Raw genomic sequence first — 25496 nt, 5'->3', positions numbered from 1 at the left:
CCGATGAGTTGGAATCAACAAACCGTTACAAATTCGGCTTCGCATCGGCCCCGCTATGCCATAGCATGCCATAGCATGCCAAAAGACATTGAAGATCAAGGAAGCACAGACCCCTATGCTGACGATGTTAAAAAAGGTTTTTTCCATCATGTGGAAGGCCCTGAATGGCCTTCGCCGCCTGGTGATGAGCTTGTTGGTGCTCTTCATCGTGATCGCCATTATCGGCTCTTTGGGTGAAAGCGAAGGGCCGGAAGTGCCCAAAGACGGCGCCCTGCTGCTGAACCTGGACGGCGTGCTGGTCGAGAAGGCCAAGACCGTCGATCCTCTGGAGGCGGTGGCCCAGGAGCTGCAAGGCAGCAAGGAGCCCCCCGAAATTCAGATGAGCGACGTGCTGGACGTTATCAAGAACGCCAAGGACGACAACCGCATCAAGCTGATGGTGCTCAAACTCGATGGCCTGTGGACTACCAGTCCCGACAAGCTGATGACCATCGGTGACGCCATCAACGACTTCAAGGCCGCCGGCAAACAGGTGATCGCCAAGGGTGACTACTACACCCAGGGCCAATACCTGCTGGCCGCCTACGCCGACACCATCTACCTCAACGACGTGGGCTTTATGTCCATCGACGGTTTTGGCCGCTACCGCATCTACTACAAGTCCTTGCTGGACAAGCTGAAGATCACCACCCATGTGTTTAGGGTCGGTACCTTCAAGTCGGCGGTGGAGCCCTATATCCGCGACGACATGTCCGAGCCGGCCAAGGAAGCCAACCGCGTCTTCCTGGGCGCCCTGTGGCAGCAATACCAGGACAAGATTGTTGAGCTGCGTAAGCTCGAGCCCGGTGCCCTGGACGCCATGCTGGATAACCTGCCGGCTCGCTTCAAAGGCGCCGGTGCCGACTTTGCCCAACTGGCCCTCAAAGAAGGCCTGGTGGACAAGCTGGCTTCCCGCGAAGAGATGGACCAGGCCCTTATCGCCCTGACCGGGGAAGACGAGGACCATCACTACCGCCGCATCAGCTTTGACGACTACCTGTCCATCATCCATCCCAAACTGCCGATGCCCAAACCGGGTCCGAAAGTGGGCGTGGTAGTGGCCCAGGGTGAAATAGTGGACGGCGAAGCGCCGGTGAACATGTCCGGTGGCGACACCATCGCCGCCCTGCTGCGCCAGGCCCGCCTGGATGACGACATCAAGGCCGTGGTGCTGCGGGTCGACAGCCCCGGCGGCAGCGCCTTTGCCAGTGAAATCATCCGCAAGGAACTGCTGGAGCTGAAAAAGGCCGGCAAGCCAGTGGTGGCGTCCATGGGTACCTATGCGGCGTCCGGCGGCTACTGGATCTCCGCCAGTGCCGACGAAATCGTCGCCCACCCCACTACCCTGACCGGTTCTATCGGCATCTTCGGGCTGCTGGCCACCTTCGAGAACAGCCTGGACGCCATCGGCGTGCACAGTGACGGTGTCGGCACCTCCGACTACGCCGGCCTGACCCTGACCCGGCCTTTGTCCGACAACTTCAAGGCCATCATCCAGGCCAACGTTGAAAACGGCTACGACCGCTTCCTCAACCTGGTGGCCGAGAGCCGCAACATGACCAAGGAACAGGTCAACCAGATCGCCCAGGGCCGTATCTGGATTGGTGCCCAAGCCAAGGAACTGGGCCTGGTGGACAAGCTGGGCGACATCCAGGTGGCTATCGATGACGCCGCCCAGATGGCAGGCCTGGACAAGTACAAGGTAGAGCAGGTCAAGCGCCCCCTGAGCCCCAAAGAGGAGTTCATGCAGGCCCTGTTCGGCGACGCCGCCAAACTGGCCGCCGGTATGCAGACATCCCAAACCCCTTGGGTCAGCCAGTTGCTCAAGGCCCTGGACAAGGAAGTGGCTCCCCTGGTGGAGATGCAGGACCCCCAAGGCATGTACCTGTATTGCCGCGACTGCGGCTACGAGTAACAACTTGTAAGACCACAAAAAACCGGGCCCTGGCCCGGTTTTTTCTTATAATGCGCGCCAATGGTTCTACAGGAGCAGTTCATGGCCAAAAAGCGCATCTACGTCGCCTACACCGGCGGTACCATCGGCATGCAAAAATCCGCCAAAGGCTATGTGCCGGTGCCCGGTTATCTGGTGGAGCACGTCAAGAGCCACCCGGACTTCCAGCGCCCCGAGATGCCGGACTTTGATATCCATGAATACTGCCCGCTGATGGACAGCTCCGACATGACCCCGGCGGACTGGCAGCATATCGCCGACGACATCCAGCAGCACTATGACCAGTACGACGGCTTCGTGATCCTGCATGGTACCGACACCATGGCCTACACCGCCTCGGCCCTGTCGTTCATGCTGGAAAACCTCGGCAAGCCGGTTATCGTTACCGGCTCGCAGATCCCCCTGTCGGCGCTGCGCTCCGACGGCCAGGAAAATCTGCTGACCGCCCTCTACCTGGCCGCCGACTACCCCATCGCCGAAGTCAGCCTGTTCTTCAACAACCAGCTGTTTCGCGGCAACCGCGCCACCAAGGCCCATGCCGACGGTTTTGACGCCTTTGCCTCCCCCAACTTCCCGCCGCTGTTGGAAGCGGGCATCCAAATTCGCAAGGTGGGGGCCAAGCAGGCCCTGCAGCCAAAGGGGGATTTCAAGGTCCACCGTATCACCCCCCAACCCATCGGCATGGTGCGCCTCTACCCGGGCATAGACCCCCTTATCATCAGCAACCTTATCCAGCAGCCGGTCAAGGCCCTGATCCTGCAAAGCTACGGGGTGGGCAATGCCCCCAGCAACCCCAAGCTGCTGGCGGCCCTGGAGAAGGCCTCGGAGCAAGGCATAGTGGTGATCAACCTCAGCCAGTGCTTTAAAGGCGCGGTCAATATGACCGGCTATGCCACCGGCACCGGCCTGGCCGCCTGCGGCGTCATCTCCGGGGGCGACATGACGGTAGAAGCGGCCCTGACCAAGCTCCATTTCCTGTTCAGCCAAAACCTCAGCCCCAAAGCAGTGCGGGAACAGCTGGCCGAAAACCTGCGGGGCGAGCTCAGCGTCTGATGGCCAAGAACGAGTCCAAGGCCCTGCTCTTTGCCCTGGCCACGGTGCTGATGTGGTCCACCGTGGCCAGCGCCTTCAAGCTCACCTTACGGGAGCTTGGCACGGCCCAGATGCTGCTGGTGGCCTCCCTCACTACCCTGGTTATCCTGACCCTGGTGGCGGCCAAGCAAGGAAAGCTGGGCCAGCTGTGGCCGCTCCTAAAGACCAGGCCAGGCTACTACCTGCTGCTGGGCTGCCTGAACCCCTGCGGTTACTACCTGGTGCTCTTTGCCGCCTACGATCTGCTGCCGGCCCAGCAGGCCCAGGCCCTTAACTACACCTGGGCCATTAGCCTCAGCCTGCTGGCGGTGCCCTTTCTCGGCCAAAAGCTCAGCCGTTTTGACGCCCTGGCCATAGTGCTGGGCTATACCGGGGTCTTGGTCATTGCCACCCGTGGCCAGCCTTGGACCCTGGATTTTGTCAGCCCCCTGGGAGTGGCCCTGGCCCTGGCCTCCACCCTTATCTGGTCGGGCTATTGGATAGCCAAAACCCGCCACCAGGACGACCCGGTACTGAGCCTGCTGCTGGGCTTTGCCCTGGGGTTGCCGGGGGTGATAGGGGCGCTTTTATGGCAAGGGCGCTTTGACTTCAGCCTGAGCGGCACTTTGGGGGCTGTCTATATCGGTGCCTTTGAGATGGGCTTTGCCTTTTTGCTATGGCTAAGCGCCATGAAGCTGAGCGACCACACCGCAAGGCTGTCCAACCTCATCTTCCTGTCCCCTTTCCTGTCCCTGTGGCTGCTGTCGACCCTGGTGGGAGAAGCCATTTTGCCCTCCACCCTCTGGGGTCTTGGCTTTATTTTGGCCGGCCTGGGGGTACAACAGTTGGCCAAACTGAAGCAGCAGCAAAAATAGGCCCCGGGGCCCATTGACAAGGGCCCTTCCCTCTAGGCACTGTGCTGGAAAGCCAATTGCGAGGGAAGTTGCCGTCATGCATAAAAAATCTGCCAAGCTCAAACACGTCTGTTACGACATCCGCGGTCCGGTGATCGTCGAAGCGGCGCGTTTGGAGGCGGCAGGCGAGCACATTCTCAAGCTCAATATCGGCAACCCCGCTCCGTTCGGATTTACCGCCCCCCCGGCCCTGCTGGACGCCATCGGCGCCAACCTGCACCAAAGCCAGGGCTATTGTGACGCCAGGGGCCTGGGCCAGGCCCGGGAGCTGGTGGCCCGCCATTACCGCACCAAGGGTGTGACCCAGGCCTCGGCCGACCAGGTGTTTATCGGTAATGGCGTCAGCGAGCTTATCCAGATGAGCCTGCAGGCCCTGGTGGATAACGGCGACGAAATTTTGCTGCCGGCCCCCGACTACCCCTTGTGGACCGCCTGCACCGTGCTGGCCGGGGGCAACGCCGTCCATTACCGCTGCGACGAAGGCAGTGGCTGGCAGCCGGATCTGGACGATATTCGCGCCAAAATAACCCCCCGCACCAAGGGCCTGGTGGTGATCAACCCCAACAACCCCACCGGCGCCGTCTACGAAAAGGGGCTGCTGCTGGAACTGATCCAGATAGCCCGCGAACACAAGCTGGTGCTCTTTGCCGACGAGATATACGACCAGATCCTGTTTGACGGCGCCGTCCATTACCCCATGGCGGCCCTGTCCGAAGACGTGCTGACCCTGACCTTCAACGGCCTGTCCAAGGCCTACCTGGCCGCCGGCTTTCGCCAGGGCTGGATGATGGTGTCGGGGGACTTGAATCTGGCCCATGACTACCTCGAAGGGCTCAGCATGCTGGCCAATATGCGCCTTTGCGCCAACGTGCCCAGCCAGCACGCCCTGCTGGCGGCCCTGTCCGACCCCGAGAGCATCAAGCCGCTGCTGCTGCCCCAAGGCCGGCTCTGCCAGCAGCGGGATCTGGCCTATGACATGCTGACCTCCATCAAAGGGGTCAGCTGCGTCAAACCCAAGGGCGCCCTCTACCTGTTCCCGCGCCTGGACCCCAAGCGGTTTGCCATCAGCGACGACCAGGGCCTGGTGCTGGATCTGCTGCGAAAAGAAAAGATGTTGCTGGTGCAAGGCACGGGCTTTCACTACCCGACCCCGGATCACCTGCGCATCGTCTTTTTGCCCCCCACCGAGGTGCTGACCGACGCCATGGGCCGCTTCGGCCGTTATCTCGACCGCCTGGCCGAATCGGTGAGCAGCTCCGCCGCATAAAAAAGGCCCGCTTGATGCGGGCCTTTTGCTGTTTGCTCACGGGGCCTAGGCCCCGGTCACCTGCAACATCACGGCCGCATAGTGGCAGACACTGCCTCCCAGCACAAAACAGTGCCAGATGGCATGGCCAAAGGGGATGCGGCGCAGCATGTAGAAGATGGTGCCCAGGGTGTAGAACAGCCCTCCCCAGACCAGCCAGTTCAGCTCCATGGCGCTCAGGGACTCGCTCATGGGCTTGATGGCCACCAACACCAGCCAGCCCATGGCGATGTAGATCAGGGTCGACAGAGCGCGAAAACGGCCGGTAAAGAAGATCTTGAAGGTGATCCCCAAGGCCGCCAGGCCCCAGACGGTGCCGAACAGGCTCCAGCCCCAGACGCCGCGCAAGGCGATAAGGGTGAAGGGGGTATAGGTGCCGGCTATCAGCACGAAAATGGCGCAGTGGTCGAACACCTTCAACCAGGCTTTGGTGTTTTCGTGGGGAATGGCGTGATAGAGGGTGGAGGCGGTATAGAGCAGCAGCAATGCCATCACGAAGATGGAGGCGGAGACGATCTGCCAGGCATCGCCATAGACGGCGGCCAAGGCAATCAATACGGCGCCGCCGGCGATGGAGCAGAACACCCCTAAGCCGTGGGTGATGGCATTGGCCAGCTCCTCATTAAAGGAATAACGGTGGCCGACGGTGATCTGCATCTGGGGTCCTGCTGGGGTTAACTGAGAAACACTCTCAGCCTAAAACAAAAAAAAGATCCGGCCAAGGCCGGATCTTTCTTATTCTCGCACCTGTCCTACCCCTGTCACCACGAACTTCTCCGTGGTCAGGGCTTCCAGGCCCATGGGCCCGTAGGCGTGGAGTTTTGAGGTGGATATGCCTATCTCGGCCCCCAACCCCAGCTCGCCGCCGTCAGAAAAACGGCTGGAGGCATTGGCCATCACCACGGCGGCGTCCACCCGGCGCTGGAAGTCTGCCGCCGCCTGGGCATTCTCGGTGACGATAACCTCGGTATGCTGGCTGCCGAAGCGGTCGATATGGGCGATAGCTCCCTCAAAGTCCGCCACCTGGCGCACCGCGATTTCCAGGGCCAGGTATTCCTGGCCGTAGTCGTCATCCCCCATGGGCTCAGCCTTGTCGAAATAGACGCAGCTGGCCGGGTCGCCATGGACCCTGACCCCTTTGTCGGCAAAGGCCTTGGCCACCCGAGGCAAAAAGGCCGGGGCAACGTCCTGGTGCACCAGCAGGCCTTCGAGAGCGTTGCAGACGCCGGTGCGCTGGGTCTTGCCGTTGATGAGGATATCAAAGGCCTTGTCCAAGTCCGCATCCTTATCCACATAGAGGTGGCAGACCCCTTTAAAATGCTGGATAACCGGGATACGGCTTTGCTCGGTGACAAAGCGGATAAGCCCCTCGCCGCCCCTGGGGATCACCAGGTCGATGTGGTCAGTCTGTTTCAAAAGGGCCAGCAGCAACTCCCGGTCCGGGTCGTCCACCACTGTGATGGCCTCGGCAGGCACGCCGTTTTCCACCAGGGCCTGTTGCAGCACGGCGGCAATGGCCAGGCTCGACTGCAGGGCTTCGCGGCCGCCCCGCAGGATAACGCCGTTACCGGATTTCAGGCACAGGGCGCCGGCGTCGGCGGTAACATTGGGGCGCGCCTCATAAATCATGCACACCACCCCCAGGGGGATGCGCATCTTTTCGATGCGAAGGCCGTTGGGGCGGGTTTCCACCGGGCGCAGCTTGCCCACAGGGTCTTCCAGGCCGGCGATAAAGTCGATGGCATCGGCCATGGCGTCAATGCGCGGACCGGTCAACAGCAGGCGGTCGAGCATGGCCTCGGACAGGCCCTTGTCGCGGCCGTTGGCCATGTCGGTTTCATTGGCCTTGAGAATGGGCTGGTGCTGCTGGCGCAGCTTCTGGGCCATGGCCTTGAGTACCTGGTTCTTCTGGGCGGTGCTCAAGGTGGCCAATACCTTGGCGGCCTGGGCCGCCTTCTGGGCATAGGCTTGGGCTTTAGCCATCATCATGAATAGTTTTCCTCCAAAATCATCAAGTTGTCGCGGTGGATCACTTCATCCGGGTGATCCGGGCCCACCTCGTCATTGATGGTGCCGGCATGACGACCCTTGAGGTAATTGAGTTCCCAGGAGCTGTACTGGCAAATGCCTTTAGCCAGGGCCTTGTCCCCGTCCTTGACGATAATGGCATCGCCGCGCTCAAAATCCCCTTCCACATCGGTGACCCCGGTGCTGAGCAGGGAGGCGCCCCCTTCCAACAGGGCGGCCGCAGCGCCGTCGTCCACCACCACGGCGCCTTGGGCCTTGAGGGTATGGCGCAGCCAATGCTTGCGGTTGGACAGCGGCGAATGGTGGCGGCAAAACAGGGTGCCGGGGTTGTCGCCCCGCAGCAACTGCTCAAACGTATCACCATCCCGGCCATTGACGATATAGGTATCGATGCCGTGGCTGGAGGCTTTTTCTGCCGCTTCCACCTTGGTACGCATACCGCCGGTGGCGATGGCATTACGGGGTGGCCCGGCCAGGGCGAAAATGCTGTCGTCTATTTCCTCAACCACCGGCAGCCGGCGAGCGTCGTCAAAGACGGTGGGGTCCTTGTCGTAGAGACCGTCCACGTCGGAGCAGATAAGCAGGGTGTCGGCATCCACCACTGTCGCCACCATGGCCGCCAGGTTGTCATTGTCGCCTACCCGCAGGGCGTCGGTAGCCACCGTATCGTTCTCGTTGACGATGGGCAGGATCTGGTTGTCCAACAGGGCGTCCAGAGTATTTTTGATAGAGACGTAACGTTCTCTATCCCCCAGATCCCCATGGGTGAGCAACACCTGGGCACAGGGAAAGTCAAAGAAGCGGGACCAGTTGCTCATCATTTCGTTTTGCCCCACCGCCGCCATGGCCTTTTTCAGGGGCACCGGCAGGTTCTGGTGGGAAAAATCGAAATGACTGCGCCCCGCCGCCACCGAACCGGACGAAACCAGCACGATATCAATGCCCTTTTCCCGGCATTGGGTGATAAATCGGGCAATGGCCAGCAGGTATTTGGCACTGCAACCGTTGCCGTCTGGGGCAATCAGGGCACTGCCCACCTTTAAAACAGCTCTTCGCCAGCTTGGCGTCGACATGGATAGCTCCTTCGATGAAGTGAGCAATTAGTCTAACATCATTCGCCTTCTAATGAAAATGCGTTATAAGCCGAGCCGTTTTGGAGAGATTAAGGACATAAAAAAACGCGCCCTAAGGCGCGCTATTACAAGCCGTGGTGGTTGGCTTCCACCAAGGTGAAGCGGGGAACTTCCCCCTCACCGGTGCTGACCGTTTCGCTGAACATGGCCAAGGGCCGCACCCACAGGGCCTTTTCCCCGTACAGAGGCCGATAGACCACTAAGGGTTCATCGGTTTCGGAATGGCGGGCCACCTCATAGACCTGGTAGAGGCCGCCCTTGTAGTGGCGGTAAAGGCCTGGGGTCACAGCTTGGTTCTCATGATTTCCTGTTCGTTGCTGCCGTTGAACTCGGCCTTGAGCTCCCGCTTGGACTTTTGTACCAGTTCGCCACCGGGGCCAATTTCCATGTGCTGGTGCTCCTCTTGGCGCAAGGACTGGTAGGCCATGACCAGCTGCAGGCAGTTGCCGCGCTGCTCTTCGGTCAGGGCGGTGCCGTCCGGCCACTTGCCGGTTTCGGCGGCGTCACGCAGGCGCAGGTACGTAACCTCGTCCATTTTGGCAACCATTTCAGAGAACATCTCAACCTCCTTTGCGCTTATGCCACACCGTCAGGATGCGACATACGATATAGCCCGTCAGGCCCAAGGACAGCAAGCCCTTGGCCGCCCAGCGGATGGCCGGCTGGGACTCGCTCAGTATTTCGGGGCGGGACGACAGGAACCACAATGCCAAAAAGCCCAAGCCGGCGGCCACCAGCGCCAGCATGGCACCGTTATTGAGGCGGCCAAGCAGCAGGGTACGCTTGAGGGCCTGCCCCTGTGCCTGGGCACCGGGATCGCTGCTGCGCGCTTCGCCGCAATGGGGGCAGCTGGGCGCCTTGTCGGAAATACGCTTGCCGCAAGCGTAGCAATGGATGATGGCCATGGAACCTCCTAAACAGGGTCAGCATGGTAACAAAAAAGGGCGCCTGTCGGCGCCCGTTTTCAGTCCTTGAGACTGGCCCAGTAGTCCCTGACCGTCTGCTTCATCTCCTTGGCCAACATCAATATGCCAAAGAGGTTGGGCAAGGTCATCAGCACTATGGCTACCGCCGCCAGGTTCCAAACCATGGTGGTGTCGCTGAACGACGCCCAGAAGAAGCCGGCCACATAGAGTACCCGGTAGGGCATTACCCACTTGTAGCCCAGCAGGTAGATCACCGCCCTGTCGCCGTAATAGGACCAGGCGATGGCGGTGGAGAAGGCAAAGAGCAGGAGGCCGATGGACACCACGTACTGGCCGTAGTCGCCGAAGTAGCCCCGGGTAAAGGCACGGGTGGTGAGTTCTGCCGAATGCACCAGGGATTTGCCCACCACATTGACATCCGGATCTTCAAGCTTGCCGTTGGTGATATCCAACAGGCCGCTGTAAGGGTGGCCACCTAAGCGAAAGCGCACGTCTTCGGCAACGGAGCGAGCATTGATCACCGTGATGGGGCCACCCTCGGCCACCTGCCCTTCCACCACTTTGACGGCGCCGCTGAAGGTCTTGACCTCGGAGTCCTGGCCGTTGAGGTAAGCGTAGAGCTGCTGGCGGTCGGCATCGACGGTATCGGTGTAGTTGCCGGCCAATACCACCATGTCGGCGCGCTGGAATTTGTTCTCGAATTTCTCCGTCCAGACCCCGGAGCAGAGGATCACCATGCCGGTCAGGGTACAGATGATGATGGTGTCGATAAAAGGTTCGAGGATGGATACCAGGCCTTCGGATACCGGCTCGTCGGCCCGGGCCGAGGCGTGGGCGATAGGCGCCGAGCCCTGCCCTGCTTCGTTGGAAAACAGGCCACGGTTAACACCCCGGTTAAAGGCGTAGGCAAAACTGGCGCCCAAAAAGCCGCCGGCCGCCGCCGAGCCGGTAAAGGCATTGGCAAAGACCGCCTTGAAGCTGGGCCAGAGGTTTTCGATGTTAAGGGCGATAACCGACAAGGCCCCCAGCACGTAGAACACCGCCATAAAGGGCACCACCTTGGAGGTGACCTTGGCGATGCGGCTGATGCCGCCGAGGATGACCATGGCCAGGATCACCGCCAAGACGCCACCGGTCAGTATCGGCTTGATGCCGAAGGTAGCTTCCATGCCCTGGGCAATGTTGTTGATCTGCGGCAGGTTACCGGTACCGAAAGAACTGATAACGGTGGCAATGGCGAAGATGATGGCCAGCCACTTCATGTTCAGGCGTTTGTCCATGTAGTACATGGGGCCGCCGGCCATGGTGCCGTCCGGTGCCCGGTCACGGTATTTGTGGGACAGGGTCACTTCCACAAACTTGGTGGTCATACCCAAAAAGGCGGTCATCCACATCCAGAACAGGGCCGCCGGGCCCCCCAGGAAGATGGCAAAGGCCACGCCGCCGATATTGCCGGTACCGACGGTGCCGGACAGGGCCGTGGTCAGGGCCTGGAAGTGGGAAGTATCCCCCTTCATATGGGAGTGGTCGTACTTACCGCTGACAACCCGCCAGGCCTGGCGGAAATAGCGAATTTGCGGGAAACCGAGATAGAGGGTGAAAAAGAGGCCGACGCCGAGCAGAACATAGGGGAACCAGGCTGAACTGCCCAGGAAACCGTCCAGGGTCAGCAGCCAATTGTTAAGGGCTTCCATGGAAAAGGGGGCTCCAAAATCGTTTTTATAATCAGCCCTTACCCTGACACAGCAACAGCTCTTTAACAAGAACAAGGGCCGCTGATGCGGCCCTCTTTATTGCAATTATTTGAGGTGGCGCCAAAGGGCGGCCAATACGTCCTCACCCAACTGTTGGGCCCGGGTCGGTGACCAGCCATAGTCCAGGTCCACCAGGTTGGCGTTGTCCTTAAAGGGCATCTCCAGGGTGTAGGCCAGGGTCTTGAAGCGCTCGGCAACCCAGTTGGTGCAGACCGTCATATTGGCTTGGCCGGGGGCGTCGATGTCGTAGCCAAATTGGGTCTGGAATTCCGGGGTCACATCCAGCAGCGCCTGGGTGAAGCTGGCCTGGGCGGCTTTTATGTTGTCGTCAAAGCTCGGTATCCCTTCGGAGCCGGCCAGGAAGTTATAGGGCAGGCCTTCGTCGCCGTGGATATCCAGGCACAGATCCAGGCCCTTTTCTTCCATGGCGGCGCGCACCAGGAACACCTCGGGGCTTTGTTCCATGGAGGGGCTTTGCCATTCGCGGTTGAGGTTGACCCCAACGGCGTTGGTGCGCAGGTGGCCACGGACGCTGCCGTCCGGGTTCATGTTGGGCACCAGGTAGAAGACGTTGTCGTCCAGCAGGGCACGGGCCACACCGTCTTCGTCGTCCAGAAGGCGGCCGATAAAGCCTTCCATAAACCACTCGGCCATGGTCTCGCCGGGGTGTTGGCGGGCGATGACCCAGATTTTGCGCTTGGCCTTGGCCTCGTCACCCACCACCAGCAGCGTCATTTCGCGGCCGTCCAGGGTTTCACCCAGGTGCACCGGGGTACAGAGCGGGCTTTCCTGGGCACCGGCGATAAGGTCCTGGTGGCGCTCCCAGGAATAAGGGGCGAAGTAGGCGTAATAGCAGATGGCCTCTTCCTGGACATGGGTGATGGTCAGGGTCTGGCCGTCAAAGTCGGTGGGTACCCGAAACCAGGTTTGGCGGTCATAGGAGGCCACCGCCTGGTAGCCATCCCAGCCCTTGGGGGAATAGGCAGCGCCGCCGGCGTTGGTGATCTTCAGTACATATTGCTGCTCGGCTTGGCCGTGCACGCGAAAATGGAACCACTGGTAGAAGTCCGACTGATGATCCTTGTGGATGGCCAGCTGGATATCGTCACTGCTGTCGGCTTTGAGTACCTGGATGTTGCCGCTGTCGAATCCGGCGGAAATATGCATGGGTGGGTCCTTGTTGGGAAACCTGAGACAGCCTAGCTTAGCATGCCAGGCCATGAAAAAAGGCGTCCGAAGACGCCTTTAGGTCAGCAAGCCGGCTTAGCGCGGCAGGCTGGGGTAGTAGAGGCCGGCCATGTCCTGGGCCACACGCACCACCTGGCAGGAGTAACCGAATTCGTTGTCGTACCAGACGTACAGTACAACGTGGTTGTCCTGGGCCAGGGTGGCCTGAGAGTCCACCACGCCCGCGTAACGGGAACCCACCAGGTCGCTCGATACGATCTCGGTGGAGGTGGTGAAGTCGATTTGGTCACGCAGGTCGCTGAACAGGGAGGTTTCGCTCAGGTAGCTGTTCACCTCTTCGCGGCTGACCTCGCCCTTGAGGGTCAGGTTGAGGATGGCCATGGACACGTTGGGGGTGGGCACGCGGATGGCGTTGCCGGTCAACTTGCCCTTGAGCTCAGGCAGGGCCTTGGACACCGCCTTGGCGGCGCCGGTGCTGGTCAGCACCATGTTCAGCGGGGCGCTGCGGCCACGGCGCTCGGCCTTGTGGTAGTTGTCGATAAGGTTCTGGTCGTTGGTGTAGGAGTGAACGGTTTCCACGTGGCCGTAGTCGATGCCGTACTTGTCGTTCATGGCCTTGAGCACGGGGGTGATGGCGTTGGTGGTACAGGAGGCGGCGGAGATGATCTTGTCATCAGTGCCGATCATGTCGTTGTTCACACCGTAAACGATGTTCTTGATGTCACCGCCGGAGGGGGCGGTCAGCAGCACCTTGCCGGCGCCTTTGGCTTCCAGGTGGCGGGCCAGCTGGTCGTCCTTGAATACGCCGGTGTTGTCGATCACCAGGGCGTCTTCGATGCCGTATTGGGTGTAGTCGATGTCTTCCGGCTGGTTGGCGTAGATCACCTTGATGTAGCAACCGTTGGCGACGATGGCGGATTCTTCTTCGTCAACCCAGATGGAGCCGTTGAAGGGACCGTGGATGGAGTCGCGGCGCAGCAGGCTGGCGCGCTTTTGCAGGTCGCCGTCCTTGCCGCCACGAACCACGATGGCACGCAGGCGCAGTTTGTTCTGGGGACCGGTGCGGTCAATCAGCAGGCGGGCCAGCAGGCGGCCGATACGGCCAAAGCCGTACAGCACCACGTCCTTGGGCTTCATGTTGTCGTCGTGGTCGACGATGTCGCTCAGTTCTTCGCGCAAGAAGGCGTCAACTGTCTTGTCGCCGTGGTTTTTCAGGTAGTTGACGGCCAGTTTGCCGATGTCGATACGGGCCGGGGCCAGCTTCATGTTGGACAGGGCTTCAACCAGGGGGAAGCACTCGCGCAGACGCAGCTTTTCACCTTCGAACTGGCGCACCAGACGGTGGGCCTTGATGATGTCGATGGTGGAGGCATTGAGCAACGGCTTACCATAAACCACCAGCTCGACGCCGTAGTTGCGGTACAGGCGACCGATCAGGGGCTGCATCTGTTCGGCCAATTCCTGACGCTCTTGCCAGCTCTTCAGATAGATGTCCGGTTGAGTGTTGCTCATGGGATTTCCTTTAGTTTCACGTCGTAGGGTGCCGGCGACCTCGGTCTTATAAGCTGGTCGCAAATGTAGGGGCCTGCGGGCTTTTTTAAGTTGGCCTCTCAAGCGGTCGCAATTTTACCCCAGGGGCAATCGCTTTCGCCACATTATCGGTTAAGTGGTACATTTTTGGTTGTTGCCACTGGGCTGCGGCATTGCCACACTGCCGTGATTAAAGAAAAACGAATATATAGACAAGGCGTCCATGAAAAAGCTGTTCTGCTTGCTGCCCCTGGTACTGGCCGGTTGCGGTGGCGACCCTTCCCTGTCCAACATCTGTAGCGACAACCCCCAGTTGTGCTCCGATCTCAACTCCGACGGTTGGTGCCGGCGCGAGCGCTCGGAGCTTATCCGTCAACGCTACATAGTGGACCAGGGCAAAGGCACCGATTTCCAATACCAGCAGTACCTGCTGCTCAAAGACACCGAAACCTACAGCGAATGTATCCGCATCGCCTCAGGGGTTATCCATAAGAACCAGAAGGACCGTCAGAGCGACAGGGGCACCGCCTATATCAACAGCCTGGTGGCCCTCAAGGCCCTGCAGGCCCAGATCAAGAATGCCGACGAGCTACACCTGCTCTATTACCGCTATACCCGCTTTGGGGATAACCGGGCCCTGCAGGCCTTTTTGGCCAAAGAAGGCACCGGCGCCTTCAACACCCTGGAACTCAAGAGCATGTTGGCCGGCCACTACGCCAAGACCAACAAGGCAAAAACGGTACAGCTGCTCCTGGAGGGCCTGGCCCTACCCCGTGAAGACGACAAGGTGGACCCGGAGATCTACCAGACCCTGGCCACCCTGTCCCAGCAGCTGCGCCACTACCAGGAGGCCTATCTTTGGAGCAAAGTGGCTGCAGACAAAGGAGTCAATATCGACACCGGCGCCCTGGAAATGCTGCTGGGGCGTGACCAGAGCCTACTGGACGACTTGCAGGACAAGGCCAAAGCCATCGAAAAGGCCATCGAGAAAAACCAGTTCAAAACGGCCATGGCCATATTGGACAATCGCTGAAAAAAATCCCTGCATCGCAGGGCTTTTTGTTAGGCCGGCTCGAAATCCATGGCCACCGAATTGAGGCAATAGCGCTTGTGGGTGGGGGCCGGTCCGTCGTCAAAGACATGGCCAAGATGGGCGTCGCACTGGCTGCAACGGATCTCCACGCGCACCATGCCATGGCTGTTGTCCTGCAGATAGCGGATGGCGCCGGGGCTGGCCGCTTCGAAAAAGGACGGCCAGCCACACCCGGCATCGAATTTACTGTCCGACAAAAACAGGGCCTGGCCGCAGACCACGCAGTGATAGGTGCCCTGCCCTTCTTCATAGAGGTATTGGCCGCTAAAGGGCCGTTCGGTGGCCCCTTGCTGGGTTACCGCCTCGGCGGCCTCGCTCAGGGGACCTTTCCATCCGTCCTTGCTCATAAAACACCCCTTTTATGTAATTAAATTTCATATCGCCCGGATAAATGGCCAGGCGCTCTTGCTAAATGGCGGCCTTTCTGTAAATTTACTACCAAATCACCAGTAAATGCAGAAAGGACATTATCATGCGGGTTGCCATCAACGGTTATGGACGCATCGGTCGCAACATACTGCGCGCCTTGTTCGAAAGCGAAAAGGCTTACGACATCGAGATCGTCGCCATCAACGACCTGGGCGACGCCCACATCAATGCCCACCTGACTCAGTACGATACCGTACATGGCCGCTTCAACGCCAAGGTCAGCTATGACGAGCAGGCCCTGTACATCAACGACAAGCGCATCGCCATCTACAGTGAGCGCGACCCGGCCAAACTGCCCTGGGGCCAATTGGATATCGACGTGGTATTCGAATGTACCGGGCTTTTCACCACAGGTGAAAGCGCCGGTGCCCACCTCAAGGCCGGTGCCAAGAAGGTGTTGATCTCCGCTCCCGGTAAGGACGTAGATGCCACCATCGTTTACGGTGTCAACCACGACAGCCTGACCGCCGACATGAAGATTGTCTCCAACGCCTCCTGCACCACCAACTGTCTGGCCCCCATTGCCAAGCCCCTGAACGACGCCCTTGGTATCGAGTCTGGGCTAATGACCACCATTCACGCCTACACCAACGACCAGCGCCTCAGTGACGTCTACCACAAGGATCTGCACCGGGCCCGCGCCGCTGCCATGAACATGATCCCCACCAAAACTGGCGCCGCTGCGGCTGTCGGCCTGGTAGTACCGGCCCTTAAGGGCAAGTTTGACGGCATGGCGGTGCGGGTACCCACCATCAACGTCTCCTTGGTGGACCTGACTTTCGTGGCCAACCGCGACACCACGGTGGAAGAAGTGAACGCCATTTTGTCCGAGGCGGCCAGCCACGGCGCCCTGAGCCAGGTACTGGCCATCAACACTGCGCCTTTGGTGTCCATGGACTTTAACCACGTGGCCTATTCGTCCAACTTTGACGCCACCCAGACCAAGGTCCAGGGCCGGTTGGTCAAGGTGATGAGCTGGTACGACAACGAGTGGGGTTTCTCCAACCGCATGCTCGATACCGCCACCGCCATGATGGCCGCCAAATAAGGCAAAGCCATGAACGAAAAAGGGGCCCGGATGGGCCCCTTTTCTATTGGCGTCGGCTCAGGCCGGGACGGTGTTTTCCTGGGTCTGCCAGCTGTCGATAAAGCGTTCCAGTTCCCTGACGCCCAGGGCCTTGGAGCACAGATACCCCTGATACTGCTGGCCATTGAGGGCCCGGATGAAGTCGAGCTGTTCCTGGGTCTCCACCCCTTCTGCCACCACATCCAATTTCAGGCTGTGGGCCAAGGCCACCACCGCCTGCACTATAGCGGCATCTTGGCTGTCGGTGAGGACGCCGGCGGTAAAGGAACGGTCGATTTTAAGCCTGTCTATGGGGAAGCGTTTTAGCTGGGCCAGGTTGGAATAGCCGGTGCCGAAGTCGTCGATGGAAATGGCCACCCCAAGATCTCGAAGCTCCTGAAGTATGGCCCTGGCCCGCTCCGGGTTTTGCATCACGGCGCTCTCGGTCAGCTCCAGCTCCAAAAACTGCGGTGCCAGGCCGGTCTCGTTGAGGATCTTTTGCACCATACGCACCAGATCGTGCTGGTTGAGCTGGATGGCGGACAGATTCACCGCCACCGGCACCGCCAGGCGCCCTTCCCGGTGCCAGGCCGCAGTCTGGGCACAGGCGGTGCGCAGCACCCATTCCCCCAAGGGCAGGATAAGGCCGGTGTCTTCGGCCACGGGAATGATGCGGTCCGGCGGCACCGTGCCCAGCTCGGCGTCGTACCAGCGCAGCAGGGCTTCGAGGCCCTTGAGGCTGTTGTCGTCGGTGGCGATCTTGGGCTGGTAGGCCAAAGACAGCTCCCCCTGCTCCAGAGCTTGGCGCAGGCGTTTTTCCAGGTTGTTGAGCTGCTCGGCCGCCGACAACATGCCTTGCTCGAAAAACTGCAGGTTGTTTCGCCCCGCCGCCTTGGCGTGGTACATGGCGGCGTCGGCATGGATCATCAGTTCGTGCTTGTCGATGCCGTTGGCCGGATAGAGGCTTACTCCGACGCTGGACGAAATGCGCACTTCATGACCGTCCAGGTCAAAAGCACCGGCCATGGCCTCGACCACACGGCTGGCCATCACCACACATTCGTCCTTGTCGGTACCCGTTGGGGTCAGCACCATGAATTCGTCGCCGCCGACCCTGGCCACCAGGTAGTTTTCCCCCAGGCTCTGCTGGATGCGCTGGGCCGCCGCTTTGATAAGGGCGTCCCCCACGTGGTGCCCCAGGCTGTCGTTGACGTTCTTGAACCTGTCCAGGTCCACGAAGAACACCCCAAAGGGCTGTTGCTGGCGCCGGGCCCAGGCCAGGATCTTATCCAGCCGGTCTTCAAACAGCAGGCGGTTGGGCAAGCGGGTCAAAGGATCGTGCAGCACCATGGCTTGCAGTTCGGCATTGGCTTTTTGCAGGGAGTCGGCCAGGCGGGCATTGCGGGATGCCAGGTGGGCGTCATACACCGACAGGATAAGGCTGGTAAACATGATGCAGCCGGCCACCAGGGCTATGGTCACCGACAACTGCACCGGCGACAGGGCGCTGGCCTCCATGGTCATGCCGTGCTCCGGCATTATGGCCGCCGCCATGCCGGTATAGTGCATACCGCAGATGGCCACCCCCATTACCAGGGCGGCCAACAGCCGCTGCCACCAGGGTGACCTGTCCCTGTTGGGATTGAGGTTAAAAGCCAGCCACAAGGCCGCCACAGAGGCGCTGATCGCCACCAGCACCGACGCCAGGAACAGCCCCATCTGGTAGCGGATCGGCGGCTCCATCTCCATGGCGGCCATGCCCACGTAGTGCATGATGCAGATGCCAATCCCCATGGCCAGCCCCCCCAGGCCCAGGCGGGCATGGGTCAGCTTGCCGACATTGACTATCTTAAGGGCCAGCACGGAGGCACCGACGGCGGCCAGCATGGACGCCAGGGTAATGGGCAGGTCATAGCCCATCTGCATGGGCAGGGTCAGGGCCAGCATGCCGATAAAGTGCATGGCCCAGATACCGGTGCCCATGGCAAAACCGCCACCCCACAGCCAAAGGCGCCGGGCCAGGGCGGTTTTGGTGGCCCTTACCCGGCCGGCCAGGTCCAAAGCCGTAAAGGACGCCATCACCGCCACAAAATAAGACAGGGCTACCAGGGCCAAATCATAGGTGCCTTGCATAAGGGGGTTCACTGCTCCGACGTCCTCAATGGACCCGTATTCTTGCAAGGCCCTTGCCTTAGCACAAGCCGATATAGGGCTTTTAGTGACAAAGTTAAAACATTCAAAGACAAGGGGATTTTTACAAAAATGAATGGGCCCGGCCAAGCCGGGCCCAAGGCTCAGCCTTTGGCGGGTATGCGGTAAAAGAGGGTATACAACACCGGTACCACGATAAGGGTCAGCACGGTGGCAAAACCCAGGCCGAACATGATCACCACCGCCATCGACTCGAAGAAGGCATCAAACAGCAGGGGGATCATGCCAAGGATGGTCGTGGCGGCCGCCATGCACACCGGCCGGACCCGGCTCACCGCCGCTTCCACCACGGCGTCCAAGCCCTGGCGGCCCTGTTCGAACTCCAGCTTTATCTGCTCCACCAGCACTATGCCGTTTTTAATCAGCATGCCGGTGAGGGACAAAAAGCCCAGCAGCGCCATAAAGCCAAAGGGGGCGTTCATCAGCAGCAGGCCGGTGGTGACACCGATCAGCGCCAGGGGCACCGTCAGCCAGATCACCAATGGCTGGCGCACCGAGTCGAACAGGAAGATGGTGATGATAAACATGAACAGGTAGCCCAGAGGCAGGCTCGAAAAGAGGCTCTGCTGGGCGTCGTGGGATTTTTCATATTCACCGCCCCACTCCAGCTCGTAACCGGGAGGCAAGGCAATGCCTTCGATGGCCGGGCGCACCCTGGCCAGCAGCTGGGCGGCGGTTTCGTCCCCGTCCAGGGCCGGTTCGGCTTCCACCGTGATGGTGCGCTTGCGGTCGCGGCGCATCAAAAGGGCGTCTTCCCATTCGGTCTTGAAGTCCGACACCACCTGGTTGATGGGCAGGTAGCGGTTAAAGACCGGGCTCCACACCTGGACGTTTTGCAGGTTGTCCGCCTCCAGGCGTTCGCTGGCGGGGGGGCGCACCATGATGGGCAGCAGCTGCGAGCCGTCCCGATACAGGCCCACCGTCTTGCCGGAGAAGTTCATGGCCAGCACATCGTCCAAATCCTGGCGGCTGATGCCGGCCCGGCGGGCCTGGGCCTCGGCAAACTGCGGCCTTATCACCTTTTCCGGCTGGCGCCAGTCGTGGCGTACGTCGCTGACCCCTGGGGTCTGGTTGAGCAGGGCCTCGGCTTGGCTGGCCAACTGGCGCAAGGTCTTGGGATCGGGCCCCGAGAAGCGCGCCTCGATGGACGCCTTGGGGCTGGGCCCTATCATCATCCGTTTGACCTTGGCAAAGGCCGCCGGGTGCGTTTGTTCCAAGAGATCCCGGGTCTGGTCGACAACGGCGCCCATGGCGTCGAGGTCGGTGACCTTCACCAGCAGCTGGCCGTAGGAGCCGTACTGCTTTTCCGGGCTGTAGGTCAGCATAAAGCGCTGGGCCCCCTGGCCAACGGTAGAAGTGACCTGCGCTACCCCGTCGATGGCCAGCAATTGGCCCTCAAGGCGGGCCACGGCGTCGCGGGTGGCACGGATATCGCTCCCCTGGGGCAGCCAGTAATCCACCAGGAACATGGGGGTGTTGGACGGTGGGAAGAAGGCCTGCTTGACCTTGCCAAAACCGGCCAAAGCGCCCACCAGCAGGGCCAGCATCGCCAGTAGGGTCAGCACCCGGTGGCGCACGCACAGCAACAAGAAGCCCTTGTAGCCCTGGTAGAAGGCCCCCTTGTAGGGGTCCTGGGGTTCAGTCCCCTGGCCCTGGCCTTCCTTGAAGAATAGGTAGCAGTAAAAAGGGGTCAGGGTGATGGCGGTGATCCAGCTTAAAAACAGCGAGATCAGCAGCACGCTAAAGAGGGTACCGCAGTATTCACCGGTGGCATCTTCCGACAAGCCAATGGGGGCAAAGGCGGCGATAGCGATAACGGTGGCCCCCAGCAGTGGCCACTTGGTCTGGTTGACGATATTGGCCGCCGCCTGCACCCGGGTTTGGCCCCGCTGTATGCCGATAAGCACCCCTTCGGTAACGACGATGGCGTTATCCACCAGCATGCCAAGGGCGATGATCAGGGCGCCAAGGGAGATCCGTTGCAGGTCGATGGCCAGCATCCGCATCACGATAAAGGTGCCCAGTATGGTCAGCAGCAGTACCAAGCCCATCAGGATGCCCGAGCGCAGGCCCATAAAGAGCAGCAGCACCACGATGACGATCAGCACCGCTTCCCCCAGGTTGACCAGGAAGTCGGTTACCGATTTGTCCACTTCCCGGGGCTGGTGGTAGATGGTGGCAAGAGCCATCCCCACAGGCCGCTGGTAGTCCAGCTCCACAAGGCGCTTGTCCACGGCCCGGCCCACATCCACCACGTTTACACCAGAGGTGAAGGAAATGCCCAGGGTCAGGGCCGGCTGGCCGTTGAAGCGGTACAGCTGGCTTGGCACTTCGGCAAAGGCGCGGCTGATCTGGGCCACGTCCGCCAGGTACACCAACTGGTCGTCACCGGGTTCGGAGATCAGCAACTGGCCCATGTCGGACACGCTCTGGAACTCCCCGGTGGGGTAGATGCGCACGTACTCGTCGCCGACCCGGATATGGCCGCCGGGGTTCACCGAGTTCTGGGTAGACAGCAGCTGCAGTATCCGTTGCAGGCTGATACCAAGGGCCGCCAGTTTGGCCCTGGAGATCTCCACGAATACCTGTTCTTGCTGGACACCGCCCAGCTGCACCTTGCCCACCCCTTTGACCAGCACCAGCTCCCGGCGCAGGTAGTCGGCCTGGTCCTTGAGGTCTTGGTAGCTGTAGCCGTCGCCGGTCAGGGCAAACAGCATGCCGTAGACGTCGGCATAGTCATCCTTGACCATGATCTGGCCCGTGCCGGGGGGCAAGGAGCCTTGCAGATCGTGCATCTTGCGCCGCACTTCGTCCCAGATCTGCGCCAGGGCCTTTTTGCGGTATTTAGGTTTCATCTCCACCGTGACCTGGGCCAGACCCTGGCTGGAAATGGAGGTTAAATAATCCACGTACGGCAGGTTTTGCAGGGCCTGCTCTATGGGCAGGGTCAGCTCCTCTTCCACCTGCTGGGGCGAGGCGCCGGGGTATTGGGCGATGATCATCGCCGACTTGATGGTAAATTCCGGATCTTCAAGCTGCCCCAGGCGGAAGAAGGACACTATGCCCCCCACCAGCAGCACCAGGGTAAAGAGCCAGCTCACCACCTTGTGGCGGATGGCGTACTCGGCAATGCCCATCACAGACCCCGCTCTTTGACCAGGGGCCGGACCTTCTGCCCTTCATGGAGGTGATGAACGCCGGCCACCACCACGGTGTCGCCGGGGGCCAGGCCCTGGGTCACCACTATGCCGTCAGACACCATCTGCCCCAGGGTAACCGCCACCCGCGACACCCGCTGGCTGTCGCTGTCGTAACGCCAGACCATGGCCTGGGCCTTGTCGTCGGGGCGAAACACCGCCTCGGCCGGGATCACCACCTGGGGCTGGGTATTGAGGCGGAACACCTTGTTCATGTCCACCGCCACATCCACCGACATGCCAGGCAGGACGTTGAGATCGCTTGGCCTCTCCATGGTCAGGGTCACCTTGAAGGCGCGGGTGGCAGGATCGGCCGCCGCGTCATGCTCCTTATAGGTGGCCTCGTAGACCTGATCGGGGGCCACGGAGAAGGTCAGCCTGGGGTGATAGTCCTTGGCGGTGGGGTCAACCCTGGAGATAAAGCGCTCGGGGATCTGCACTTCGATGTCGATCAGCTTGTCGTTCTGCAGATCGACAATGGGCTCCTTGGCCTGCACGAACTGGTAGTTTTCCACATAGGTGCGGGCCACTACGCCGCTGTAGGGGGCGCGCAGCTCGGTGTATTTGAGGTTGTCCCTGGCCAGGCGCAAGGCCGCCTGGGCCTGGGTGCGTTTGGCCTTGGCCTCATCGAAGGTGGCCCTGGGGATAAGGGCCTTGTCCAGCATCTGCTGGGCACGGTTGAACTGGGCGTCGGCCAGCTCGAACTGGGCCTGGCGGTCCAGCAGTTGGTTCTGGTAGTCGGTGTCGTCCAGCTTGGCCAGCAAAGTGCCCTGCTCTACCTGTTGCCCGGGCTTGACCGGCCTGGCCTCCAGCTGGCCGGACAGCCTGAAGGCCAGCACAGAGCCGTTGGTGGCTTTGACATTACCGGGAAAGTGGCGCACCTGGCCCTCGTCCAGGTTGTCGATATAGTGGAGCTTGACCGGGCGGGCAATGTCCTGGTCCGCCTGGGGCGGCACTTCCTTGGAGCAGGCACCGAGGGTCAGCAAGGTGCAAAGCAGCCACTTTTTCATGTGTTTCCTACCAAGAGCCTGAATTTCAATGAATTCTAGATGGTCGCTCCCAGTAGCGGTAGTGGCATTGGTCACATTCCGACAATTAACTGACTGCCGGTCAGGTAAATGACAGCCAATGAAAAGGCGGCCACAGCCGCCTTGGATCCTTAGCCTTGCAACGCCGCCAGCACTGCCGCCGGTTCGGCCCGCTTGGTGTAGTCGGCGTCCACAAAGGCCCAGGTCACCTGGCCTTTTGTATCCACCACCAGGGTGGCCGCCAGGGGCAGCTCGAAATGGCCCTGGCCGTTGTGTTTTTCCAGGTCAATACCAAAACCGCTGTAGATGGGCCTTAGCACCTCAGGCAGGCTGAATACCAGGCCCAGGGCCTTGGCAAAGTCGGCGCCGGGGTCTGACAGTACCTGAAAACTCAGGGCATTCTTCTCGGCGGTACTCAGGCTTTGGTCCGGCAATTCCGGGGTGATAGCCACCAGGCTGGCCCCGGCCGCTTTCAGCTCGGGCAGTATCGCCTCAAGGGCCTTGAGTTCCAGGTTGCAATAGGGGCACCAGCCGCCCCGATAAAAGCTCAGCACCAGGGGCCCTTGCTGCCACAGGGCCGACAGGTTCACCGGCTGGCCCAACTGGTTACTGAAGGTAGCGTCAGGCAGGCTGTCCCCCACCTTGACGGCGGCCTCTTCGATGCCCGATTGGCGCAGCGCCTCGGTGGCGGCCTTCATGGTTTCCTGAGTCTCGGCAGGAACCCGCTCACGAAATTGCTGTTGGTAACCCTGGATGGCGCTCAGTAACGACATGGTGCTGCTCCTCAATAAGTTGGAACGGTCATTCAAGCACGGTCTGTAACGATCATTCAAGCTCTACTTGAACAAACATTCCAGTTATACTGGCCCAGCCGCTACCAAGGAGAGCACCATGTCCCGTTGCCAATTCGACCATGCCACAGTGATCCACCAGGCCATGGAGGCTTTTTGGCAACAGGGTTACCACGCTACCTCCATGCAAACCCTGTTCACGGCCACCGGTATCAAGGCCGGTAGCCTCTATATGGCCTTTGGCAACAAGGCGGGGTTATTCGAAAAGGCCCTGGCCCATTACGGTAAGCAGAGCCGGGACCAGCTCCATCAATGGGTCAGGGAGGCTGCCAGCCCCCAAGCAGGAATAGTGCGATTTTTAACGGCGCTGGCACAGGAAGGGGGCAGCCGGGGCTGCCTGTTGGTGAACTCCCTGCTGGAACTCAGCGAGGTGGAACCGGCCTTAAGCCACCTGGCCCGCAACGAGCTGGCACAGATGGAAAGCTGCCTGGCCGGCTATTTGGATACCGGCACCCAAGCACAATTGGTGATGCTGCACATTCTCGGCATTCGCGGCCTTCGCCACCTCCATGCCCCCGCCCAGCAGCTGACGCTGTTAAAAGCCAGCCTGCCCTGGCTGCCCTGGCCCTGAACCGCCAGCGACCCCAGGCTGAGCGAGTTGCGCAGCACCCATATCAAGGCCTGCCGCGCCCCAAACTAAAAGAGGGCTCGCAGTTGCTGCTGATGGTGGCCGACGATAACTTTTCTGACCTTCAGCAAAGCGGGTTCTGGGCTTTTGCGGTGCGCTTTAAGCCATGAAAAAAGCCGCCCTTAGGCGGCTTTTGTTAGTTAGCGCTATTGATTAGCACCACTTTGCCCACATGCACCGACGACTCCATCAAGCGGTGGGCCTGGCTGGCGTCATCCAGCGCAAAGGTTTCATAGACCTGGGGTTTCACCTTGCCTTCGCCGATAAGGTGCCCAGCCTTGGCCAGCAGATCGGCCAAAATGGCCGCTTTTTGCTCCGGGCTTTGCGGGCGCAGCAAAGAGCCCATGTGCTTAAGCCTTTTGGCCAGCATCGGCCAGAGGTTCAGCTCCTTGGCCGCCCCTTGCAGCAGGCTGACCTGCACAATACGCCCGTCCATGGCCGCGACCTTGTAGTTTTTGGCCACATAATCGCCGCCGATGATATCCAGCACCACATCCACCCCTTTACCGCCGGTAAACTCAGGCACCTCTATGGCAAAGTCCTGCTCGCGGTAGTTGATGGCCATGTCGGCCCCGAGCTTCAGGCTCGCCTGGCGGTGGTGCTCGGAGCCCACAGTGGTGATGATGGGGCCGGCGCCAAGGGCTTTGGCCAGCATGGTGGCGGTGGAGCCAATACCGGAGGTGCCGCCATGAATGAGCAGGCTCTCGCCGGCTTTAAGCTCGCCGCGCATAAAGAGGTTGAACCACACCGTCATAAAGGTTTCCGGCAGCGCCGCCGCTTCGGCCATGGAAAGGCCCGCCGGCACTGGCGCCGTCACCAGCTCGCTGGCCGCCACGAATTCGGCGTAGCCGCCGCCCTGGACCAGGGCCATAACCTTGTCGCCCACCTTAAAGCGGCTCGCCCCTTCGCCAAGGGCCACCACCTCCCCTGCCACTTCCAGGCCGGGAATGTCGGTGGCGCCGGGAGGCGGGTTATAAAGCCCCTGGCGCTGCTTGAGATCCGGCCCGTTAACCCCGGCAGCGTGAATGGCGATCAGCACCTCACCGGCCGCAAGTACCGGCATCGGCCGCTCGCCCGCTACCAATACTTCCGGGCCGCCCGGGGTGGTAATTTCAATCGCTTTCATCATCTTGGCCATGGTTGTGGCTCC

The 25496-nt window shown here is 60.6% G+C and carries 22 protein-coding genes; 7 read left to right on the top strand and 15 right to left on the bottom strand.

Features of this window, described 5'->3' with window-relative positions; translation table 11 throughout:
- Positions 1–148 precede the first annotated feature (148 nt).
- From sppA to B3C1_RS00725, 4 genes are all read left to right on the top strand, one after another.
- Positions 149–1954 (top strand): signal peptide peptidase SppA, encoded by a 1806-nt coding sequence (sppA, locus tag B3C1_RS00740; protein ID WP_237750928.1) that lies wholly within the window; start codon positions 149–151, stop codon positions 1952–1954.
- Positions 1955–2035: 81 nt separating this feature from the next.
- Positions 2036–3046, top strand: coding sequence for an asparaginase (ansA, locus tag B3C1_RS00735; RefSeq protein WP_008482231.1), 1011 nt, complete (start codon positions 2036–2038; stop codon positions 3044–3046).
- Complete coding sequence (locus B3C1_RS00730) at positions 3046–3939, top strand: DMT family transporter (RefSeq protein ID WP_008482229.1); 894 nt, start codon at positions 3046–3048, stop codon at positions 3937–3939. The genes ansA and B3C1_RS00730 overlap by 1 nt, the downstream gene beginning before the upstream one ends.
- Positions 3940–4015: 76 nt before the next feature.
- Complete coding sequence (locus B3C1_RS00725) at positions 4016–5245, top strand: pyridoxal phosphate-dependent aminotransferase (RefSeq protein ID WP_008482228.1); 1230 nt, start codon at positions 4016–4018, stop codon at positions 5243–5245.
- A gap of 45 nt (positions 5246–5290) precedes the next feature.
- Here the strand turns inward: B3C1_RS00725 and trhA are convergent, their stop codons facing one another.
- The 9 genes from trhA to B3C1_RS00680 all read right to left on the bottom strand — a co-directional run bounded on the left by trhA (position 5291) and on the right by B3C1_RS00680 (position 13825).
- Positions 5291–5941 (bottom strand): PAQR family membrane homeostasis protein TrhA, encoded by a 651-nt coding sequence (gene trhA, locus B3C1_RS00720; RefSeq protein ID WP_008482227.1) that lies wholly within the window; start codon positions 5939–5941, stop codon positions 5291–5293.
- Positions 5942–6019: 78 nt separating this feature from the next.
- Entirely contained in the window at positions 6020–7273 is a 1254-nt protein-coding gene (locus B3C1_RS00715; protein ID WP_035480644.1) for a glutamate-5-semialdehyde dehydrogenase, read from the bottom strand.
- Positions 7270–8385 carry a glutamate 5-kinase gene (gene proB, locus B3C1_RS00710; protein ID WP_035480642.1) on the bottom strand — a complete coding sequence of 372 codons (1116 nt, stop codon included), beginning with the start codon at positions 8383–8385 and terminating at the stop codon, positions 7270–7272. Before proB ends, B3C1_RS00715 begins: the two co-directional genes overlap by 4 nt.
- Positions 8386–8510: 125 nt before the next feature.
- Positions 8511–8732 (bottom strand): DUF1653 domain-containing protein, encoded by a 222-nt coding sequence (locus B3C1_RS00705; RefSeq protein WP_008482224.1) that lies wholly within the window; start codon positions 8730–8732, stop codon positions 8511–8513.
- On the bottom strand, positions 8729–9004 hold the full coding sequence (locus B3C1_RS00700) for a YeaC family protein (RefSeq protein ID WP_008482223.1): 276 nt from the start codon (positions 9002–9004) through the stop codon (positions 8729–8731). The genes B3C1_RS00705 and B3C1_RS00700 overlap by 4 nt, the downstream gene beginning before the upstream one ends.
- Before the next feature lies 1 nt (position 9005).
- Positions 9006–9350, bottom strand: coding sequence for a zinc ribbon domain-containing protein (locus B3C1_RS00695; protein WP_008482222.1), 345 nt, complete (start codon positions 9348–9350; stop codon positions 9006–9008).
- A gap of 59 nt (positions 9351–9409) precedes the next feature.
- Positions 9410–11065 (bottom strand): alanine/glycine:cation symporter family protein, encoded by a 1656-nt coding sequence (locus B3C1_RS00690; RefSeq protein ID WP_008482220.1) that lies wholly within the window; start codon positions 11063–11065, stop codon positions 9410–9412.
- A 105-nt stretch (positions 11066–11170) separates the two neighbouring features.
- Positions 11171–12292 carry a M14 family metallopeptidase gene (locus B3C1_RS00685; RefSeq protein WP_008482218.1) on the bottom strand — a complete coding sequence of 374 codons (1122 nt, stop codon included), beginning with the start codon at positions 12290–12292 and terminating at the stop codon, positions 11171–11173.
- Positions 12293–12388: 96 nt separating this feature from the next.
- Positions 12389–13825 carry a glyceraldehyde-3-phosphate dehydrogenase gene (locus B3C1_RS00680; protein ID WP_008482215.1) on the bottom strand — a complete coding sequence of 479 codons (1437 nt, stop codon included), beginning with the start codon at positions 13823–13825 and terminating at the stop codon, positions 12389–12391.
- 241 nt (positions 13826–14066) lie between these two features.
- On the opposite strand from B3C1_RS00680, the gene B3C1_RS00675 reads away from it, so the two are divergent.
- On the top strand, positions 14067–14876 hold the full coding sequence (locus B3C1_RS00675) for a DUF2989 domain-containing protein (RefSeq protein WP_008482214.1): 810 nt from the start codon (positions 14067–14069) through the stop codon (positions 14874–14876).
- Between the two features lie 29 nt (positions 14877–14905).
- Here the strand turns inward: B3C1_RS00675 and msrB are convergent, their stop codons facing one another.
- On the bottom strand, positions 14906–15283 hold the full coding sequence (gene msrB / locus B3C1_RS00670) for a peptide-methionine (R)-S-oxide reductase MsrB (RefSeq protein ID WP_008482213.1): 378 nt from the start codon (positions 15281–15283) through the stop codon (positions 14906–14908).
- Positions 15284–15402: 119 nt separating this feature from the next.
- On the opposite strand from msrB, the gene gap reads away from it, so the two are divergent.
- Complete coding sequence (gap, locus tag B3C1_RS00665; RefSeq protein WP_035480640.1) at positions 15403–16413, top strand: type I glyceraldehyde-3-phosphate dehydrogenase; 1011 nt, start codon at positions 15403–15405, stop codon at positions 16411–16413.
- A 57-nt stretch (positions 16414–16470) separates the two neighbouring features.
- On the opposite strand, the gene B3C1_RS00660 is transcribed toward gap, so the two are convergent.
- The 4 genes from B3C1_RS00660 to B3C1_RS00645 form a co-directional block, all read right to left on the bottom strand.
- Positions 16471–18576 (bottom strand): putative bifunctional diguanylate cyclase/phosphodiesterase, encoded by a 2106-nt coding sequence (locus B3C1_RS00660; protein ID WP_237750927.1) that lies wholly within the window; start codon positions 18574–18576, stop codon positions 16471–16473.
- Between the two features lie 149 nt (positions 18577–18725).
- Positions 18726–21779, bottom strand: a complete 3054-nt coding sequence (locus B3C1_RS00655; protein WP_008482210.1) for an efflux RND transporter permease subunit — start codon at positions 21777–21779, stop codon at positions 18726–18728.
- Entirely contained in the window at positions 21779–22849 is a 1071-nt protein-coding gene (locus B3C1_RS00650) for an efflux RND transporter periplasmic adaptor subunit (RefSeq protein WP_008482208.1), read from the bottom strand. Before B3C1_RS00650 ends, B3C1_RS00655 begins: the two co-directional genes overlap by 1 nt.
- Before the next feature lie 149 nt (positions 22850–22998).
- On the bottom strand, positions 22999–23640 hold the full coding sequence (locus B3C1_RS00645; RefSeq protein WP_008482206.1) for a peroxiredoxin-like family protein: 642 nt from the start codon (positions 23638–23640) through the stop codon (positions 22999–23001).
- Positions 23641–23758: 118 nt separating this feature from the next.
- Here B3C1_RS00645 and B3C1_RS19195 point away from each other — a divergent pair, with 118 nt between their 5' ends.
- Entirely contained in the window at positions 23759–24289 is a 531-nt protein-coding gene (locus B3C1_RS19195) for a TetR/AcrR family transcriptional regulator (protein WP_008482205.1), read from the top strand.
- A 193-nt stretch (positions 24290–24482) separates the two neighbouring features.
- Here the strand turns inward: B3C1_RS19195 and B3C1_RS00635 are convergent, their stop codons facing one another.
- Positions 24483–25484 (bottom strand): NAD(P)H-quinone oxidoreductase, encoded by a 1002-nt coding sequence (locus B3C1_RS00635; RefSeq protein WP_008482204.1) that lies wholly within the window; start codon positions 25482–25484, stop codon positions 24483–24485.
- Between the last annotated feature and the right edge of the window lie 12 nt (positions 25485–25496).

Source organism: Gallaecimonas xiamenensis 3-C-1 (assembly GCF_000299915.1).
In the GTDB taxonomy this organism is placed as follows: domain Bacteria; phylum Pseudomonadota; class Gammaproteobacteria; order Enterobacterales; family Gallaecimonadaceae; genus Gallaecimonas; species Gallaecimonas xiamenensis.
This window is presented reverse-complemented; position numbering and strand designations above follow the sequence as displayed.

Excerpts from the sequence above, each read along its gene's own strand:
- trhA (WP_008482227.1), bottom strand. The coding sequence starts at position 5,941 with ATGCAGATCACCGTCGGCCACCGTTATTCCTTTAATGAGGAGCTGGCC.
- B3C1_RS00685 (WP_008482218.1), bottom strand. The coding sequence starts at position 12,292 with ATGCATATTTCCGCCGGATTCGACAGCGGCAACATCCAGGTACTCAAA.
- B3C1_RS00650 (WP_008482208.1), bottom strand. The coding sequence starts at position 22,849 with ATGAAAAAGTGGCTGCTTTGCACCTTGCTGACCCTCGGTGCCTGCTCC.
- ansA (WP_008482231.1), top strand. The coding sequence starts at position 2,036 with ATGGCCAAAAAGCGCATCTACGTCGCCTACACCGGCGGTACCATCGGC.
- B3C1_RS00725 (WP_008482228.1), top strand. The coding sequence starts at position 4,016 with ATGCATAAAAAATCTGCCAAGCTCAAACACGTCTGTTACGACATCCGC.
- B3C1_RS19195 (WP_008482205.1), top strand. The coding sequence starts at position 23,759 with ATGTCCCGTTGCCAATTCGACCATGCCACAGTGATCCACCAGGCCATG.
- B3C1_RS00715 (WP_035480644.1), bottom strand. The coding sequence starts at position 7,273 with ATGATGATGGCTAAAGCCCAAGCCTATGCCCAGAAGGCGGCCCAGGCC.
- B3C1_RS00645 (WP_008482206.1), bottom strand. The coding sequence starts at position 23,640 with ATGTCGTTACTGAGCGCCATCCAGGGTTACCAACAGCAATTTCGTGAG.
- B3C1_RS00655 (WP_008482210.1), bottom strand. The coding sequence starts at position 21,779 with ATGGGCATTGCCGAGTACGCCATCCGCCACAAGGTGGTGAGCTGGCTC.
- sppA (WP_237750928.1), top strand. The coding sequence starts at position 149 with ATGTGGAAGGCCCTGAATGGCCTTCGCCGCCTGGTGATGAGCTTGTTG.
- B3C1_RS00680 (WP_008482215.1), bottom strand. The coding sequence starts at position 13,825 with ATGAGCAACACTCAACCGGACATCTATCTGAAGAGCTGGCAAGAGCGT.
- B3C1_RS00635 (WP_008482204.1), bottom strand. The coding sequence starts at position 25,484 with ATGGCCAAGATGATGAAAGCGATTGAAATTACCACCCCGGGCGGCCCG.
- B3C1_RS00675 (WP_008482214.1), top strand. The coding sequence starts at position 14,067 with ATGAAAAAGCTGTTCTGCTTGCTGCCCCTGGTACTGGCCGGTTGCGGT.
- msrB (WP_008482213.1), bottom strand. The coding sequence starts at position 15,283 with ATGAGCAAGGACGGATGGAAAGGTCCCCTGAGCGAGGCCGCCGAGGCG.
- B3C1_RS00730 (WP_008482229.1), top strand. The coding sequence starts at position 3,046 with ATGGCCAAGAACGAGTCCAAGGCCCTGCTCTTTGCCCTGGCCACGGTG.
- B3C1_RS00700 (WP_008482223.1), bottom strand. The coding sequence starts at position 9,004 with ATGTTCTCTGAAATGGTTGCCAAAATGGACGAGGTTACGTACCTGCGC.
- B3C1_RS00695 (WP_008482222.1), bottom strand. The coding sequence starts at position 9,350 with ATGGCCATCATCCATTGCTACGCTTGCGGCAAGCGTATTTCCGACAAG.
- proB (WP_035480642.1), bottom strand. The coding sequence starts at position 8,385 with ATGTCGACGCCAAGCTGGCGAAGAGCTGTTTTAAAGGTGGGCAGTGCC.
- B3C1_RS00690 (WP_008482220.1), bottom strand. The coding sequence starts at position 11,065 with ATGGAAGCCCTTAACAATTGGCTGCTGACCCTGGACGGTTTCCTGGGC.